The 12754-nt window shown below is 59.7% G+C and carries 13 protein-coding genes and 2 pseudogenes; 7 read left to right on the top strand and 8 right to left on the bottom strand.

What is annotated here, in order from left to right; all coding sequences use genetic code 11:
• The first annotated feature begins 23 nt into the window (after positions 1 to 23).
• Together QRN70_RS00560 and QRN70_RS00555 are read left to right on the top strand one after the other, a co-directional pair.
• Positions 24 to 812, top strand: coding sequence for an SDR family NAD(P)-dependent oxidoreductase (locus QRN70_RS00560; protein WP_285415246.1), 789 nt, complete (start codon positions 24 to 26; stop codon positions 810 to 812).
• A gap of 112 nt (positions 813 to 924) precedes the next feature.
• On the top strand, positions 925 to 1923 hold the full coding sequence (locus QRN70_RS00555) for an NADP-dependent oxidoreductase (RefSeq protein ID WP_285417971.1): 999 nt from the start codon (positions 925 to 927) through the stop codon (positions 1921 to 1923).
• Between the two features lie 17 nt (positions 1924 to 1940).
• On the opposite strand, the gene QRN70_RS00550 is transcribed toward QRN70_RS00555, so the two are convergent.
• The 4 genes from QRN70_RS00550 to QRN70_RS00535 all read right to left on the bottom strand — a co-directional run bounded on the left by QRN70_RS00550 (position 1941) and on the right by QRN70_RS00535 (position 5298).
• On the bottom strand, positions 1941 to 2375 hold the full coding sequence (locus QRN70_RS00550) for a GFA family protein (RefSeq protein ID WP_285417970.1): 435 nt from the start codon (positions 2373 to 2375) through the stop codon (positions 1941 to 1943).
• 96 nt (positions 2376 to 2471) lie between these two features.
• Positions 2472 to 2885: a hypothetical protein gene (locus QRN70_RS00545; RefSeq protein ID WP_285415245.1), complete on the bottom strand. Its 414-nt coding sequence runs from the start codon at positions 2883 to 2885 to the stop codon at positions 2472 to 2474.
• Positions 2886 to 2928: 43 nt separating this feature from the next.
• On the bottom strand, positions 2929 to 4434 hold the full coding sequence (locus QRN70_RS00540) for a sensor domain-containing diguanylate cyclase (protein ID WP_285415243.1): 1506 nt from the start codon (positions 4432 to 4434) through the stop codon (positions 2929 to 2931).
• Positions 4435 to 4641: 207 nt separating this feature from the next.
• Entirely contained in the window at positions 4642 to 5298 is a 657-nt protein-coding gene (locus tag QRN70_RS00535) for an O-methyltransferase (RefSeq protein WP_285415242.1), read from the bottom strand.
• Between the two features lie 112 nt (positions 5299 to 5410).
• On the opposite strand from QRN70_RS00535, the gene QRN70_RS00530 reads away from it, so the two are divergent.
• Positions 5411 to 6052 carry a TetR/AcrR family transcriptional regulator gene (locus tag QRN70_RS00530; RefSeq protein WP_285415240.1) on the top strand — a complete coding sequence of 214 codons (642 nt, stop codon included), beginning with the start codon at positions 5411 to 5413 and terminating at the stop codon, positions 6050 to 6052.
• Between the two features lie 148 nt (positions 6053 to 6200).
• Here the strand turns inward: QRN70_RS00530 and QRN70_RS00525 are convergent.
• Both QRN70_RS00525 and QRN70_RS00520 read right to left on the bottom strand, forming a co-directional pair.
• Positions 6201 to 6356 (bottom strand): annotated as a pseudogene (locus QRN70_RS00525) (DUF2790 domain-containing protein); the annotation flags it as partial.
• An 18-nt stretch (positions 6357 to 6374) separates the two neighbouring features.
• Complete coding sequence (locus tag QRN70_RS00520; RefSeq protein WP_285415238.1) at positions 6375 to 7169, bottom strand: SDR family NAD(P)-dependent oxidoreductase; 795 nt, start codon at positions 7167 to 7169, stop codon at positions 6375 to 6377.
• Between the two features lie 105 nt (positions 7170 to 7274).
• Here QRN70_RS00520 and QRN70_RS00515 point away from each other — a divergent pair, with 105 nt between their 5' ends.
• The 4 genes and pseudogenes from QRN70_RS00515 to QRN70_RS00495 all read left to right on the top strand — a co-directional run bounded on the left by QRN70_RS00515 (position 7275) and on the right by QRN70_RS00495 (position 11180).
• Complete coding sequence (locus QRN70_RS00515) at positions 7275 to 8246, top strand: GlxA family transcriptional regulator (protein WP_285415236.1); 972 nt, start codon at positions 7275 to 7277, stop codon at positions 8244 to 8246.
• Positions 8247 to 8359: 113 nt separating this feature from the next.
• Positions 8360 to 8992, top strand: coding sequence for a glutathione transferase (gene yfcF, locus QRN70_RS00510; protein ID WP_285415234.1), 633 nt, complete (start codon positions 8360 to 8362; stop codon positions 8990 to 8992).
• Between the two features lie 128 nt (positions 8993 to 9120).
• Positions 9121 to 9252 (top strand): annotated as a pseudogene (locus tag QRN70_RS00505) (VOC family protein); the annotation flags it as partial.
• Between the two features lie 713 nt (positions 9253 to 9965).
• Complete coding sequence (locus tag QRN70_RS00495; protein WP_285415232.1) at positions 9966 to 11180, top strand: aldose 1-epimerase family protein; 1215 nt, start codon at positions 9966 to 9968, stop codon at positions 11178 to 11180.
• A gap of 112 nt (positions 11181 to 11292) precedes the next feature.
• On the opposite strand, the gene QRN70_RS00490 is transcribed toward QRN70_RS00495, so the two are convergent.
• Positions 11293 to 11478 (bottom strand): hypothetical protein, encoded by a 186-nt coding sequence (locus QRN70_RS00490; protein ID WP_285415230.1) that lies wholly within the window; start codon positions 11476 to 11478, stop codon positions 11293 to 11295.
• Between the two features lie 57 nt (positions 11479 to 11535).
• On the bottom strand, positions 11536 to 12711 hold the full coding sequence (locus tag QRN70_RS00485) for a XylR family transcriptional regulator (RefSeq protein ID WP_285415229.1): 1176 nt from the start codon (positions 12709 to 12711) through the stop codon (positions 11536 to 11538).
• Positions 12712 to 12754 lie beyond the last annotated feature (43 nt).

The following is a 12754-nucleotide window of genomic DNA, read 5'->3' as shown; positions in this document are numbered from 1 at the left end:
CACCCTGAACGAGAGATAAACCCATGAGCACCCGCCCCACTGTTCTGATCACCGGCGCCTCCACCGGCATTGGTGCCGTCTATGCCGAGCGCTTTGCGCAACGCGGCCACGGCCTGGTCCTGGTCGCTCGCGATCAGGCACGCCTGGATGCGTTGGCCGCGCGCCTGCGCAGCGAACACGCGGTCGCCGTCGAGGTCATTGCCGCCGACCTCACGCAACTCAGCGATCTGACGACCGTTGAAGCGCGTCTGCGCGACGACGCCCGAATCGGCATCCTGGTCAATAACGCCGGCGCCGCGCTGTCCGGCCGCTTCATCGACCAGAGCACCGACAAGGTCGCGCAACTGGTCGCGCTGAACACCACGGCGCTGGTGCGTCTGGCCAGCGCCATCGCGCCCCGCCTGGCCAAGGCAGGCGACGGCGCGATCATCAATATCGGTTCGGTGGTAGGCCTGGCGCCGGAATTCGGCATGTCGGTCTACGGTGCGACCAAGGCCTTTGTGCTGTTCCTGTCCCAGGGCCTGAGCCTGGAACTCTCGCCTCTGGGCGTGTACGTGCAAGCCGTGCTGCCGGCCGCGACGCGCACGGAGATCTGGGATCGCTCCGGCGTCGACATCAATACCCTGAACGAAATCATGGAGGTCGGCGATCTGGTGGATGCCGCGCTGGTCGGTTTCGATCGTCGCGAACCGGTGACTATCCCGCCGCTGCACGAAGCGCAACGCTGGGATGAGCTGCAGAGCGCACGTCAGGGCCTGCTCGGAGAAATTCGCCAGTCCGCGGTTGCCCAGCGCTACCAGGCTCAGCCGTGATCACGGGCTAGCGCACGCTCGTCGGATGCGCGGCAGTTGCCCCTGGCTCTGCAGCGCATCCGCCCGGCTGTTCGCAGCGTCCCTTTCTCCAACCGACAAGAGCAGCAACCCGATGAAGGCATTTCTGATTGATCGCTATGGCCACAATAGTGGGCGCCTGGGCGACATTCCCGCCCCTGCCGTGGGCGCTCACGACGTTTTGATCGACGTCCATGCCAGCAGCGTCAACCTGCTGGATTCGAAGATCCGCAAAGGCGAATTCAAACTGATCCTGCCCTATGCATTGCCCTTGGTGCTGGGCAATGACCTGGCGGGAGTCGTGGTCGAGGTGGGTTCACAAGTCACACGATTCGCCCCGGGCGATGAGGTGTATGCGCGCCCGCCCGAAACGCGGATTGGCACGTTCGCCGAACTGATCGCCGTGGACGAACAAGCGCTGGCACGCAAACCCGGCAATATCGGCATGGCCCAGGCCGCGTCCCTGCCCTTGGTTGCGTTGACCGCCTGGCAAGTGCTGGTCGATACCGCCCAACTGAAAAAGGGTGAGAAAGTGCTGATTCACGCCGGTTCCGGCGGCGTCGGCAGCGTTGCCATTCAGCTCGCCAAACACCTCGGTGCCTTTGTCGCGACCACCACCAGCACGGCGAATGTCGAATGGGTGAAGGCGCTGGGCGCCGATGTGGTGATCGACTACACACAACAGCACTTCGAACGTGAGTTGCGCGACTACGACGTGGTGGTGAACAGTCTCGGCGCCGACGTGCTGGCGAAGTCGGTCGAGGTGCTCAAGCCCGGTGGCCGGCTCATTTCCATCTCGGGGCCACCGACGGTGCAGTTTGCGCGAGAGCAAGGGCTTTCCTGGCCATTGCAGCAAGTCATGCGCATGCTGAGCCTGCGCATCCGGCGCAAGGCACGCCAGCATGGCGTCAGTTATGCGTTTGTGTTCATGCGCGCCAATGGCGCGCAACTGCAACAGATCAGTGCGCTGGTGGAAGCTGGGACGATCAAACCCGTGATTGACCGTTCTTTCACTTTTGATTCGACGGCAGAGGCACTGCACTACGTCGAACAGGGACGCGCCAAGGGCAAGGTCGTTATCACGCTCAAATGACGGTGGCGTAGAACGGGTCAGCTCGCGTTGACCCGCAGTTCACGCACCAGAAACGCCAGCGACTCCGGCGATGCGTGGTGACTGTTGGCCGAGCGCTGGGTATCCCACGCCATCGCGTCGTCAACGCAGAAATCGCCAGCGCACTCGATAGGCAGATTGGCATCGAGCAGACCGAGCGGAACCCAGACGTAAGGCGATTCACGCAGTGGATTGGGCACGGTCGAGCCGCACTGTGAGCAGAAATCGTTGCGGTAACCGCTGGGTTTGAGCCAACAGGTGATCGCGTCCTGCCCTGCTTGCCAACGAAAATCGCCCGCGTTGACCAGCGTGGCGAGGTTGTGGCCGACACCGGTCTGTTTACGGCAAAGGCTGCAATGGCAGCGGTAAAAAAACCGCGGTTGTACGGCGAGGGAAAAGCGTACTGCGCTGCAAAGACACTGCCCTTCTGTCATGAATATCTCCTTGGAAAATCTGGTTATCCGATTCATTCGCCACAGCGAGTTCGGTTGTTTCACCAGCGGCGCCGAGGCCTCAATGGCCCCCACTTGCTATCCAACCCCGTCCTGATTGGGTTCGGCAGGCCCATCCGGACATTCATCGGTCCAACGCGTGACGGTCATGTCATCGAGTTGCTCGCCGAGGGTATCGACGCGCAGGCAAGCGCCGTGCCTGGCGTAAAACAAGATGCACCGCGCGCTATCGAACGAGCAGACATCGACCTCGAAGAACTCGCGCGCCGCCAGTTGTCGCTCCACGCCACTGTATTCGTAGCCATCCGTCGCATGCATGCGCGTCGGCTGCCAGCCTTGCTCGATGAGCCTGGATCTGGCCACAAGCAGATGCTCACCCACGGCGATGCCTGCTGGTCCGCGCTCTGCGTTTGCCGGCGGCGCACCTCCGGCGAATACTGCGCTGATCCCCGCAAAATACAGGACCAGGTGAGCGAGGATCGAAGCCTTCATTTGAGTATTCCTCGACCGCTGCCTTTCACAGGCGCCGACACGATCAGCAAGCGCTCAGCACAAACTGATTTCGCCCACCTGCCTTGGCGTTATACAGCGCCTGATCCGCCGCCTCGATGACCCTGTGCAGGTCATCCAGTTGCGCGCCCGAGGCCGTGGCAATGCCGATGCTGACACTGACCCGCCCGAACGGGCTGGCCTTGTGCGCAATGTTGGCGTGTTGCAGGCGGTCGAGGATCAGTTGCGCCACGACGGCGGCACCCTCGCCGTTCGTATCAGGCATGATCACGCCCATCTCTTCCCCGCCGTACCTGGCCACCAGGTCGGACGGACGCCGCACGCACGCTTCGAAAATTCTGCCGACCGTCTGCAGACAGGCGTCGCCAGCCACATGCCCGAGCGAGTCGTTGAACAGTTTGAAGTGGTCGATATCAATCATCAGCAATGCCAACGTCGTACCATCGCGTTTGGCTCGCCGGGCTTCCATGGCCAGGCTCTCGTCGAAGCAGCGGCGATTGGCCAGACCGGTCAGGGCATCCTTCATCGCCAGCAACTCGAGTTGGCGATTGGAGGAAAGCAATTGCTGCTGGGTGCCGCGCAGTTGGCCTTCGACCTCGGTCCTGCGGCGAATATCGAGGATCAGAAACCAGCCGATCAGACCGGTCAGGCCCAGCAGCCCGGTGACCACCACAGCCGACAGCAAGGCCTCCATGCGCCATGCCGCCAGCGCCTCGCGCTTGCCCAGGGCCACCGTGGTAATCAATGGCAGCCGGTCACTCTTGCGGAAGGCGTAGAGGCGCTCCACGCCATCGAGGCTGGAGGTAAACGACGCGGTGCCGACGGAGCGATCGACCAGGTACTTGGCGTAGATCGGCGACTTGGAAAAGTTGCGCCCCATGTCCTGCTCGCGGAACGGGTAGCGCACCAGCAACGTGCCGTCGGTATAGGACAAGCCGATCGCGCCCTCCTGCCCGACGTCGATCTTGCCGAACAGGCGCAGGAAGTTTTCGATGCCCAAAGTGACGGCCACCACGCCGGCGAATTCGCCCTGCGCATCATTGAAACGGCGACTGACGGTGATCACCCACTCCTGATTGGAGCGGCTCTGGATCGGCGGACCAATGAAGGTCTCGCGGGAGGGATCGTCGCGATGATGAATGAAATAGGCGCGGTCACTGCTGTTCGCCCCGACCGGAATCGGCCGGTTGGACGACATCAGCCAGTGTCCCTGGTTATCGTAGATGGTGATGCCGCTGAGCTGCGGCATCAGCGGCTCCTGGCGATCGACCAGCGCCCTGAGTCGCTCGATCTGCGCGGGGCCACTGCCTTCCGTTTCCAGACGCTCGACGAGCCCGAGCAACAACAGCGAGCTCTGCCGCACGATGCCTTCTGAATAGGTAGCCAGTGCCTGGGTCAGGTTCAACCCATGCACATTGACTTCTTCCAGTGCCCGATCTCGAGAGGCCAATACTTTCCAGACCGTCAGCGACGCCAGGGAACAACCGATGACCGACAGCAAAAGCACAACCAGGCGAATATCACGCTTCACGTTACTACCTTATGGAAAGTCCGGTTTTCCGTTCCAGCGACGGTTGGGCCCAGGCAATAGCAGCTGCCTTTTGTCCTTGTCGGACAAGAATACAAGTAGTGGCAGATCGCTGCAGCAACAGAAATGGCTGACTTTTCAAATGCTCCCGGTGACTCGCCCGCATTACTTGGAGCCACCGCCACCGGCGGCCCCAAAATCCGGCGAGCCTCAACCCAGGCGCATTGACAGCTCAATGTCATCGGCAAACGGCACGGACAGATAGCCGTTCTGCGGTGCGCGCACATAAGCCAGGTATTCAGGGCAGTAATCGGTGTTGTCGGCAATCACCAGCGCACCCGGTCTCAGATGGGCTTCCACGAGGTTCAACACGTCGCGATACAAGGCCTTGGCACCGTCGAGCAGGAGCAGGTCGACGGCGTGCGGAAGATCCGCTGCCAAGCTCTGCAGCGCATCGCCTTCGCGAATCTGCACCAGATCGCTGACGCCACCTTCGACGAAATGCCGGCGTGCCAGGGCGACCTTCGACGGTTCGAACTCGCTGCCAATCAGCACCCCGCCACCGTTGTCGCGCAGGGCCGCTGCCAAGTGCAAAGTGGACAGGCCGAACGAAGTGCCGAACTCGACAATGGCTTTGGCGTTGCAATTGCGCGCCAGCATGTACAGGAGCTTGCCGGTGTCACGCGAGACAGGCAGCCACAGGTCCTTGAGCAAGCCGTAGAGCTCCAGGTATTCCGTGCGGCTGTGCATCAGGCGTTCGCGTTCTTCGGCGGACACCGCATCGAGTGCCGGGCTGGTGGCTGCGCTGGCCTGGGTGTACAGGCGTTCGATCAGGCTGGCCAAGGGTTCAGTCGTCAGAGTGGTCATGATTGCTTTCCATCAGTAGAGGGCTAAGATGCGAGTGATTCGTCGCATTTAAATGATGCGAGCGATTCGCCCTCTTCGCTATTCGCGTTCCCGGCCAACACCCGAGCTACCCATGACCGATCGCCAGACCGCCCGTATTTCCTCGCGCAAACAGCCGCAGCAGGCGCGCTCCACCGAGCTGGTGGCGGCCATTCTGCAAGCGGCTGTTCAGGTTTTGGCCAAGGAAGGTGCGGCGCGTTTCACCACTGCGCGGGTCGCGGAAAAGGCTGGCGTGAGCATCGGCTCGCTGTACCAGTACTTTCCCAACAAGGCGGCGATCCTGTTCCGCTTGCAGAGCGATGAGTGGCTGCAAACCACGCAGATGCTGCGCACGATTCTGGAAAATCTTCAGCAACCGCCACTCGAACGCCTGCACACCCTGGTGCATGCGTTCATCCGCTCGGAATGCGCAGAAGCTCAGATGCGCGGTGCCCTGCACGACGCCGCGCCGCTCTATCGCGATGCACCGCAAGCGCATGAGGTGCGCGCGACCGGCCGGCAGATCTTTGCCACGTTCATGCTCGAGCTGTTGCCCGAAGTCAGCGCGCCGACTCGTACTGCGGCGTGTGAGCTGATCCTCAGCACGCTCAGTTCAGTGGGCAAAGACTTCTCCGGCAGCCCGCGTACGGATGCAGAAATCACTGTTTGTGCGGATGGAATGGCGGCGATGTTTACGGCTTATGTGGTTGCACTCAATCAGCCGAGCCGCCTCTAACCCCGGACAGGCGTTGCAGCTGTCGATGCGCCGTCACCAAAAAACGCGGAACGCCGAGTTCCCCCGCGGCTCTGGCGGATCCCGAGTGGCGGCGCATCGTCGACACGGTGATGCATGAAGTGTCGACCCTGCAGCGCTTGCACCGGACTCAACTGGAGCAGCCGGTTCCCATCACTTGATACTGCAGGACATGGCGCCCGCCGTAGACGTCCTCATAAGTCATCTGAACCGCCCCCGGTGCACATTCGTTGGCGGGTTCGCTGATGGAGATGACGTGTTCGATATCGAGTTTGGCGGCGTAGCTGCAGGCCTGACTAGCGCATCACTTGCGATAGCGTGCAGCGGGTGCACTCAACGACAAATTGGGCATTAGCTTCTGGCGTGCCGCCTCGTAAGCATTCAAGTCGGCGATCTCCGGCAATGCCGGGATCGTGACGAATTCGCCTTGATCGAGCCCGGACAATGCTGCGTCCACCATATCGCTCGCGCTCATCACAATGCTGTCCGGCAGATGCTCCAGTGGGGTTCCGGCCACGCTCCAGAACTCAGTGGCCGTCGCGCCAGGCAGCACCACCTGGACGCTGACACCTTTGTCCGCCAGTTCATGACGCAAGGATTGGCTGAACGCCAGGACGAACGCCTTGGAGCCCCCGTAAACGCCGTTCAATACTTCGGGGGCAATGGCAACGATCGAGGCGATGTTGATCAGCGTGCCGCCACCGCGGGCGACGAAGCCTGGAACCACCGCGTAAGCCAGTCGCATCAGCACGTTAACGTTGAGCGTGAGCAATTCTTCGAGTTTGTCGACGTTCGACTCCAGCAGAGGCTGAGTCGCTCCAACCCCGGCATTGTTCAGCAGCAGTGAAATGTTCGCGTCTGTTCGGAGCCGCTCTTCGACCCGTGCCAGGTCTGCCTTGTTGGACAGGTCGGCCACCAGGACCTCGATGTGACGCTCGGTTTCTTCACTCAGCTGTGTGGCCAAGGCTTCGAGACGGTCACGATTTCGCGCCACCAGGATCAGATCATAGCCACGGCGCGCCAGGCGCTCGGCATAAATGGCACCGATTCCGGAAGAAGCACCAGTGATCAGGGCGGTACCTGGACGGGATTGAGTCATGTCGAATCTCCAGCGTTATGGGAAGAACTGGAGAGCAGAATGCGCCGGCTTGGCGCTATCTCAAATGACGTATAAGGTAGTGATTCAGGACATCAGGAAAAATCCATGCACCGTATCGGCTACTTGCTCACCGACGGCTTCCAGGTACTGTCTCTGGCGACCCAAACCGTTTTCGAATTCGCCAACCAAGTTGCCGAAGAACCCTTCTACAGCGTCGAGAATTTCTCACCGGACGGCGGCATGGTGCGCTCCTCGTTGGGACTGGCACTGGAAACCCGGCCGTTGCAGGCGCCCCGGCTGGCCGATACGTGGATCGTTGTCGGCGTCAACGACCCCGTAAAGGAAGACACGAGCGGCACAGTGCTCGACTTCGTACGACACGCCGGCAGACAGGCACGCCGCACTGTTGGCATCTGTACCGGGGGGTTCATCCTCGCTGAGGCTGGCCTGTTGGCCGGGCGGCGTGCCACGACCCATTGGGCCTACGCGCAGATTCTGCAGAAGCGACATCCCGATATCACCGTGGAGGTCGACCGCATCTATATCGTCGATGGCCCCATCTGGACCTCCGCGGGCATGACCGCAGGACTGGATCTGGCTGTCGGCATGGTGGAAAAGGATCTGGGTGCCGATATTGCGCGCTCAGTGGCGCACAAACTGGTGATGCACCAGCACCGTTCCGGCGGCCAGTCGCAGCATTCGGAGATGCTCGGCATCGCGCCCAAGTCCGACCGTATCCAGAGCGCGCTGAACTATGCGCGGCAGAACCTGAACCGACCGCTCAGCGTCGAGGAGCTGGCCGAAGTGGCGCACCTGAGTTCCCGCCAGTTCACCCGTGTATTCACCGCGGAAACCGGGCACTCCCCGGCCAAGGCCGTTGAGGGGCTGCGCCTGGAAGCCGCCCGCTTGATGATTGAACAGAGCCGACACTCCCTGGATGTCATCGCCAGCGAATCCGGCTTTCGTGACCGCCGCCACATGCGCGAGGCCTTCATCCGAGGTTTCGGCGTCCCTCCGCAGGCGGTACGCCGCGACGCGCGCCGGGTTTTCGCCGACTGGACCGGGCATCGTGGCTAAAGGTGCTGTCTCCAACCGGGTATTCCGGGTCGGAATACGCCCATGAAAATCATGAATTTTATTTATCGTTTTCGATCTCGTAGCGTGTCTTCTTCTGCCTAAGGAGATAACCCGTGAATAGTTCCCGCCTGCGCTTGTATGTTGACGCTGAATTTTGCAGCCCCTATGCCATGTCGGCTTACGTGGTACTCCGCGAAAAGGGCATCGAATTTGAAATGAGCCCGCTGGATCTGGCAGCGTCTGAAAACCAGTCAGAGGGCTATGCCAGCCTCTCTCAAACCCAGCGGGTACCGACGCTTGTGCACGGGGACTTCGCCTTGTCTGAATCGTCGGCGATCACTGAGTACCTGGAAGATGTTTTCCCCCAGGCGCCGGTGTACCCAAAAGATCTTTGGCAGCGTGCAAAGGCACGACAAGTGCAAGCATGGGTACGCAGTGATCTGTTGCCCATCCGGCAGGAACGATCCACATTGGTTGTGTTTTATGGACGCAAATCCAAGCCCTTGTCGCCAGATGCCGAGTCGGCAGCACGCAAGCTGTTCGGCGCCGCACAATCATTGCTGGCCGACCATCGCGAATACCTGTTCGGACAATGGTCGATCGCCGATGTGGATCTGGCCTTGATGCTCAACCGGTTGATACTCAATGGTGACTCCGTACCACCCGAACTGGTGGAGTACGCTCAGCGCCAATGGCAACGGCCATCCGTACAGGAGTGGGTCAAATTGCAACGTCCTGCGATTTAGTTGGCACGCGTATTGTTGTGTGGCGAGTGGCTTGTTTCAGACAGGGTGTCAGGCTCGTTTCAGAAATCAGCCAGGGACCCTTTCTCGATGGCCGGATAGGGTAGATCGTACGCGACGCCCATGCTTTGGCGTCGGTACTGGATGGAACATGCGAAGGCGCTCCTCGCCTACGACCCGAATACCATGCAGATTTCTATGGGGCGTATGTTCGAGACCCTGAAGGAAACAAGCTTTGCGTCTGTTGTCACGATCGCGAGTAACTTACGAGTAAAGTCTATTTTTGGCTGAGCTCACTGGTCAGAAACCTTCGGATCAAAACCATACTATTGCGATCACCTTCATCATGAAATCGTTACTTATTATATTAGCCATTACAATTACCCTGAATCTTTACATTGGCTTTTATGAAAAGATGGAAGACGCCTATCCGGAAAACATATTCTTCATAAAGAAAAGTCCGACATTTCAGATCAAATTTGAAAATATCTTCACCTACGAGTCAGATGATAAAAGCTTGAGTGAATTAAGCGAGACGGAGCGACGACGGGTTATCCAGTACTGCAAATATCGGCTAGGTATTACGACAAGCTTGAAAAGCCAGAAAGAGCTTGATGAATGCAAAAGGAGGTAATGACTACCTCCTCAGCAGCCGTTGAGAAGCTGGTTAAGGATAGGTCTCGATACTCAGATGACTGACTACGCTCATGACTGCGTTTGGGCAGAAGTGGACACTTGTTAATTCCAAACACCATCGATAGTGCGCTATCGGCTCACAGCATGCGAAGGAGCCGCTGGCAGCCAATGCCAGAGAGCTGGAAAAGCTTGCGGCGGATCTGCCATATCGCCTCGCCTGGACTTTCGGCGTGTACAAAATCTTCCTTGGCATAAACCAGTGCTGTATCGCCTTTTAAGCTTGCTGAAACGTTTCATCACGTTTATAAAAAGCGCACAACTCCAAGAAAGGTATGCCGCCATGACCCCGCTCAAACTCTTTGTTGCCCTCGGCGCATTGTCCGCTGCCTCCCACGCCATGGCCTGGGATTACGTGCTGCTCGACACCGATAAAGCTGCCCAGAACTGGCAGATCACCAGCCAGCAACTCGGCGTAAAAACCGACAAACCCTTCAGCGTTACCCTGCGCACCTTGCATGGCGGTCGTCAGGAAGGCGTCAGCATCGTTGATATCGATAACGGCACGATGAAACTCTCGGTCGTGCCGACACGGGGCATGAACGTCTTGCAGGCCTCGGTCGGCAATGTGCGCATGGGCTGGGATTCGCCGGTCAAGGAGGTGGTCAATCCGTCCTTCATCGAGCTCACTGGCCGCGGTGGCCTGGGCTGGCTGGAGGGTTTCAATGAGCTGGTCACCCGCTGCGGCTATGAATGGGTCGGCCACCCTGGCATCGACAATGGCGAATTGCTGACCTTGCACGGTCGCGCCGCCAACATCCCAGCCAACAGAGTCACGCTGCACATCGACGAAAAACCGCCATATGCCATCAGCCTGCGCGGCGAACTGAAAGAGCAGGCGTTCAAGAAGGTCGACTTCTCCGTCGCGACCGAATTGGTGACCGAACCCGGCAGCGTGGTGTTCGCCCTCAACGACACCCTGACCAACAACGGCGACTATCCGAAGGAATACCAGGCGCTGTACCACAGTAACTTCAGCACCCCGTTCCTCGAACAGGGGGCTCGTTTCGCCGCGCCGGTGAAGCAGGTGTCGCCGTTCAACGACAAGGCCAAGGGCGATCTGCCGGACTGGCAAACCTACCGCGCACCGACCAAGGACTACGACGAGACGGTTTACAACGTGGTGCCGTATGCCGACGCCAAGGGCGATACCTTGACCGTGTTGCATAACAAGGCCGGTAGCCTGGGCGTTTCGGTCGGCTTCAATACCCAGACGCTGCCGGTGTTTTCCCTGTGGAAAAACACCGATACCCAAGGCCAGGGTTATGTCACCGGGTTGGAGCCGGGGACCAGTTTTTCCTATAACCGCCGATATCAGCGGTCACTGAACCTGGTACCGACAATCGGGCCGAAGGAACATAAGCAGTTCCGCATCAGCTACAGCTTGTTGGCCGACAAGGCTGCCGTGGATAAAGCCTTGAAGCAGGTCAGCGAGATTCAGGCTGGGCGAGAGACTGAGGTACGGCAGACGCCATTGGTTGACCTGAACAAGGGGTAACACCGACTAGAGCATTGTCGGGGGATGCGCTACTCGCAACGGCAGAGACTCTCCGCTCCTGGCCGATTGTTGCCGTCACAAGCGGCTGCAATCGGCTAGAGCAGACATCATTTCACGAGCCACTGATATAGATGAGCAAGGCTATGAAAGCTGCGAATGGAGAGAGCAGAATCAGCCCCCCGACGACAACTGCCCAGCCCCAGGCAAAACCACTCGCGCCCTTGAAACGGCCGCCACTCAGCAAGCCCAGTAGACAAACGCCGATGCGATGGGCGAGCACATCGATTATGAAGTCCATTGCCCCTCTCTCCTTTCCGGTTTTCCCAGGATCGTCATAACGAGCGCATCTGGCCGATTACCTCGCACCCTGCTGATATTCACGGGGCGTACATCCAAACTCGCGACGGAAGACCGTGTGCAGATACTGCGCGGATTTGAAACCGCAACTGCGGGCAACGTCCGCAATCGCGGTGTCAGTGTTCTCCAGCCCGCTGGTGGCCGCCGCCAATTTGAAACGCAGGATCTCGTCGTGCACGCTGCAGCCTCGCACATTGCGAAAGTGCGCCTCCAGCGATGAGCGCGACACGCCGACATAAGCCGCGACCTGCGCCGTCTTGATGCCCTGGCAGGCATATTGGCGGATAAACAGCAGCGCTTGCATGACGTAGGGGTTGCCCAACGGCTGGTGCAAACTCGACACCTGCACGTTGATCGCATCAGGCGCAATCAGGATGTGCGTGCCCGTGGACGGCATGCCGTGCAGCATCTGGTGAAGTAACTGTGCGGCGGTGCGGCCCATGGTTTCGGTGCCCTGGATAACGGAACTCAGGGGGACCCGGGTCAGGCTGCGTGTCAGGGGGTCGTTGTCGATACCGATCAACGCCACCTGCTCCGGTACGGCGATCCCGGCGGTCAGGCAGGCTTGCAGCAACTGCCGGGCGCGGGCGTCACTGACGGCGATGATACCGATCGGCTTGGGCAGGCTTTGCAGCCAGGCGATCAGCTGTTCGACGGCGCTGTCCCACAGCGGAGCACTGGTGCCCATGCCGCGATAGACCTCAGCGTGCAAGCCGTCACGTTGCATCAATTGGCGAAAGGATTTTTCCCGTTCCTGGGCCCAACGATTGGCTTGCGCTTCCGGCAGGCTGAAGCAGGCGAAACGTTGCAGCCCCGCCTCGATCAAGTGTTCGTAAGCCAGGGTGATCAGTGCGTTGTTGTCAGTGGCGACGTAAGGAATGCCTTTCGGATAGGCGCGCTCATCCTGGTAGGAGCCACCCACTGCCACCACCGGCAACTTGATGTCGGCCAGCGCCTCGCCAATCTGCGGATCGTCGAAGTCGGCAATGATCCCGTCACCTTGCCAGCGCTCGATCCCTTTCAACCGGCAGAGAAAATCCTCTTCCAGGAACAGGTCCCAGGACGCACGGGTACTGCTCAGATAGTTGCCGATGCCACTGATGATGCCCCGGTCATAGATCTTGCTCCCGTTGAACAACAGTGCGATGCGGTGAACAGGCGGTACTGTTTTCATTGTTTTTATGCTTGTTCCGAGCCCCTTCTCACGGCGGCGGTCT

The organism is Pseudomonas sp. efr-133-TYG-5 (assembly GCF_030209175.1).
Taxonomy (GTDB): Bacteria; Pseudomonadota; Gammaproteobacteria; order Pseudomonadales; family Pseudomonadaceae; genus Aquipseudomonas.
This window is presented reverse-complemented; position numbering and strand designations above follow the sequence as displayed.

Bases quoted from the DNA above. Each gene is read 5' to 3' on its own strand.
- QRN70_RS00530 (WP_285415240.1), top strand. From the start codon at position 5,411: ATGACCGATCGCCAGACCGCCCGTATTTCCTCGCGCAAACAGCCGCAG.
- QRN70_RS00490 (WP_285415230.1), bottom strand. From the start codon at position 11,478: ATGGACTTCATAATCGATGTGCTCGCCCATCGCATCGGCGTTTGTCTA.
- QRN70_RS00515 (WP_285415236.1), top strand. From the start codon at position 7,275: ATGCACCGTATCGGCTACTTGCTCACCGACGGCTTCCAGGTACTGTCT.
- QRN70_RS00550 (WP_285417970.1), bottom strand. From the start codon at position 2,375: ATGACAGAAGGGCAGTGTCTTTGCAGCGCAGTACGCTTTTCCCTCGCC.
- QRN70_RS00495 (WP_285415232.1), top strand. From the start codon at position 9,966: ATGACCCCGCTCAAACTCTTTGTTGCCCTCGGCGCATTGTCCGCTGCC.
- QRN70_RS00545 (WP_285415245.1), bottom strand. From the start codon at position 2,885: ATGAAGGCTTCGATCCTCGCTCACCTGGTCCTGTATTTTGCGGGGATC.
- QRN70_RS00535 (WP_285415242.1), bottom strand. From the start codon at position 5,298: ATGACCACTCTGACGACTGAACCCTTGGCCAGCCTGATCGAACGCCTG.
- QRN70_RS00520 (WP_285415238.1), bottom strand. From the start codon at position 7,169: ATGACTCAATCCCGTCCAGGTACCGCCCTGATCACTGGTGCTTCTTCC.
- QRN70_RS00485 (WP_285415229.1), bottom strand. From the start codon at position 12,711: ATGAAAACAGTACCGCCTGTTCACCGCATCGCACTGTTGTTCAACGGG.
- QRN70_RS00555 (WP_285417971.1), top strand. From the start codon at position 925: ATGAAGGCATTTCTGATTGATCGCTATGGCCACAATAGTGGGCGCCTG.
- QRN70_RS00560 (WP_285415246.1), top strand. From the start codon at position 24: ATGAGCACCCGCCCCACTGTTCTGATCACCGGCGCCTCCACCGGCATT.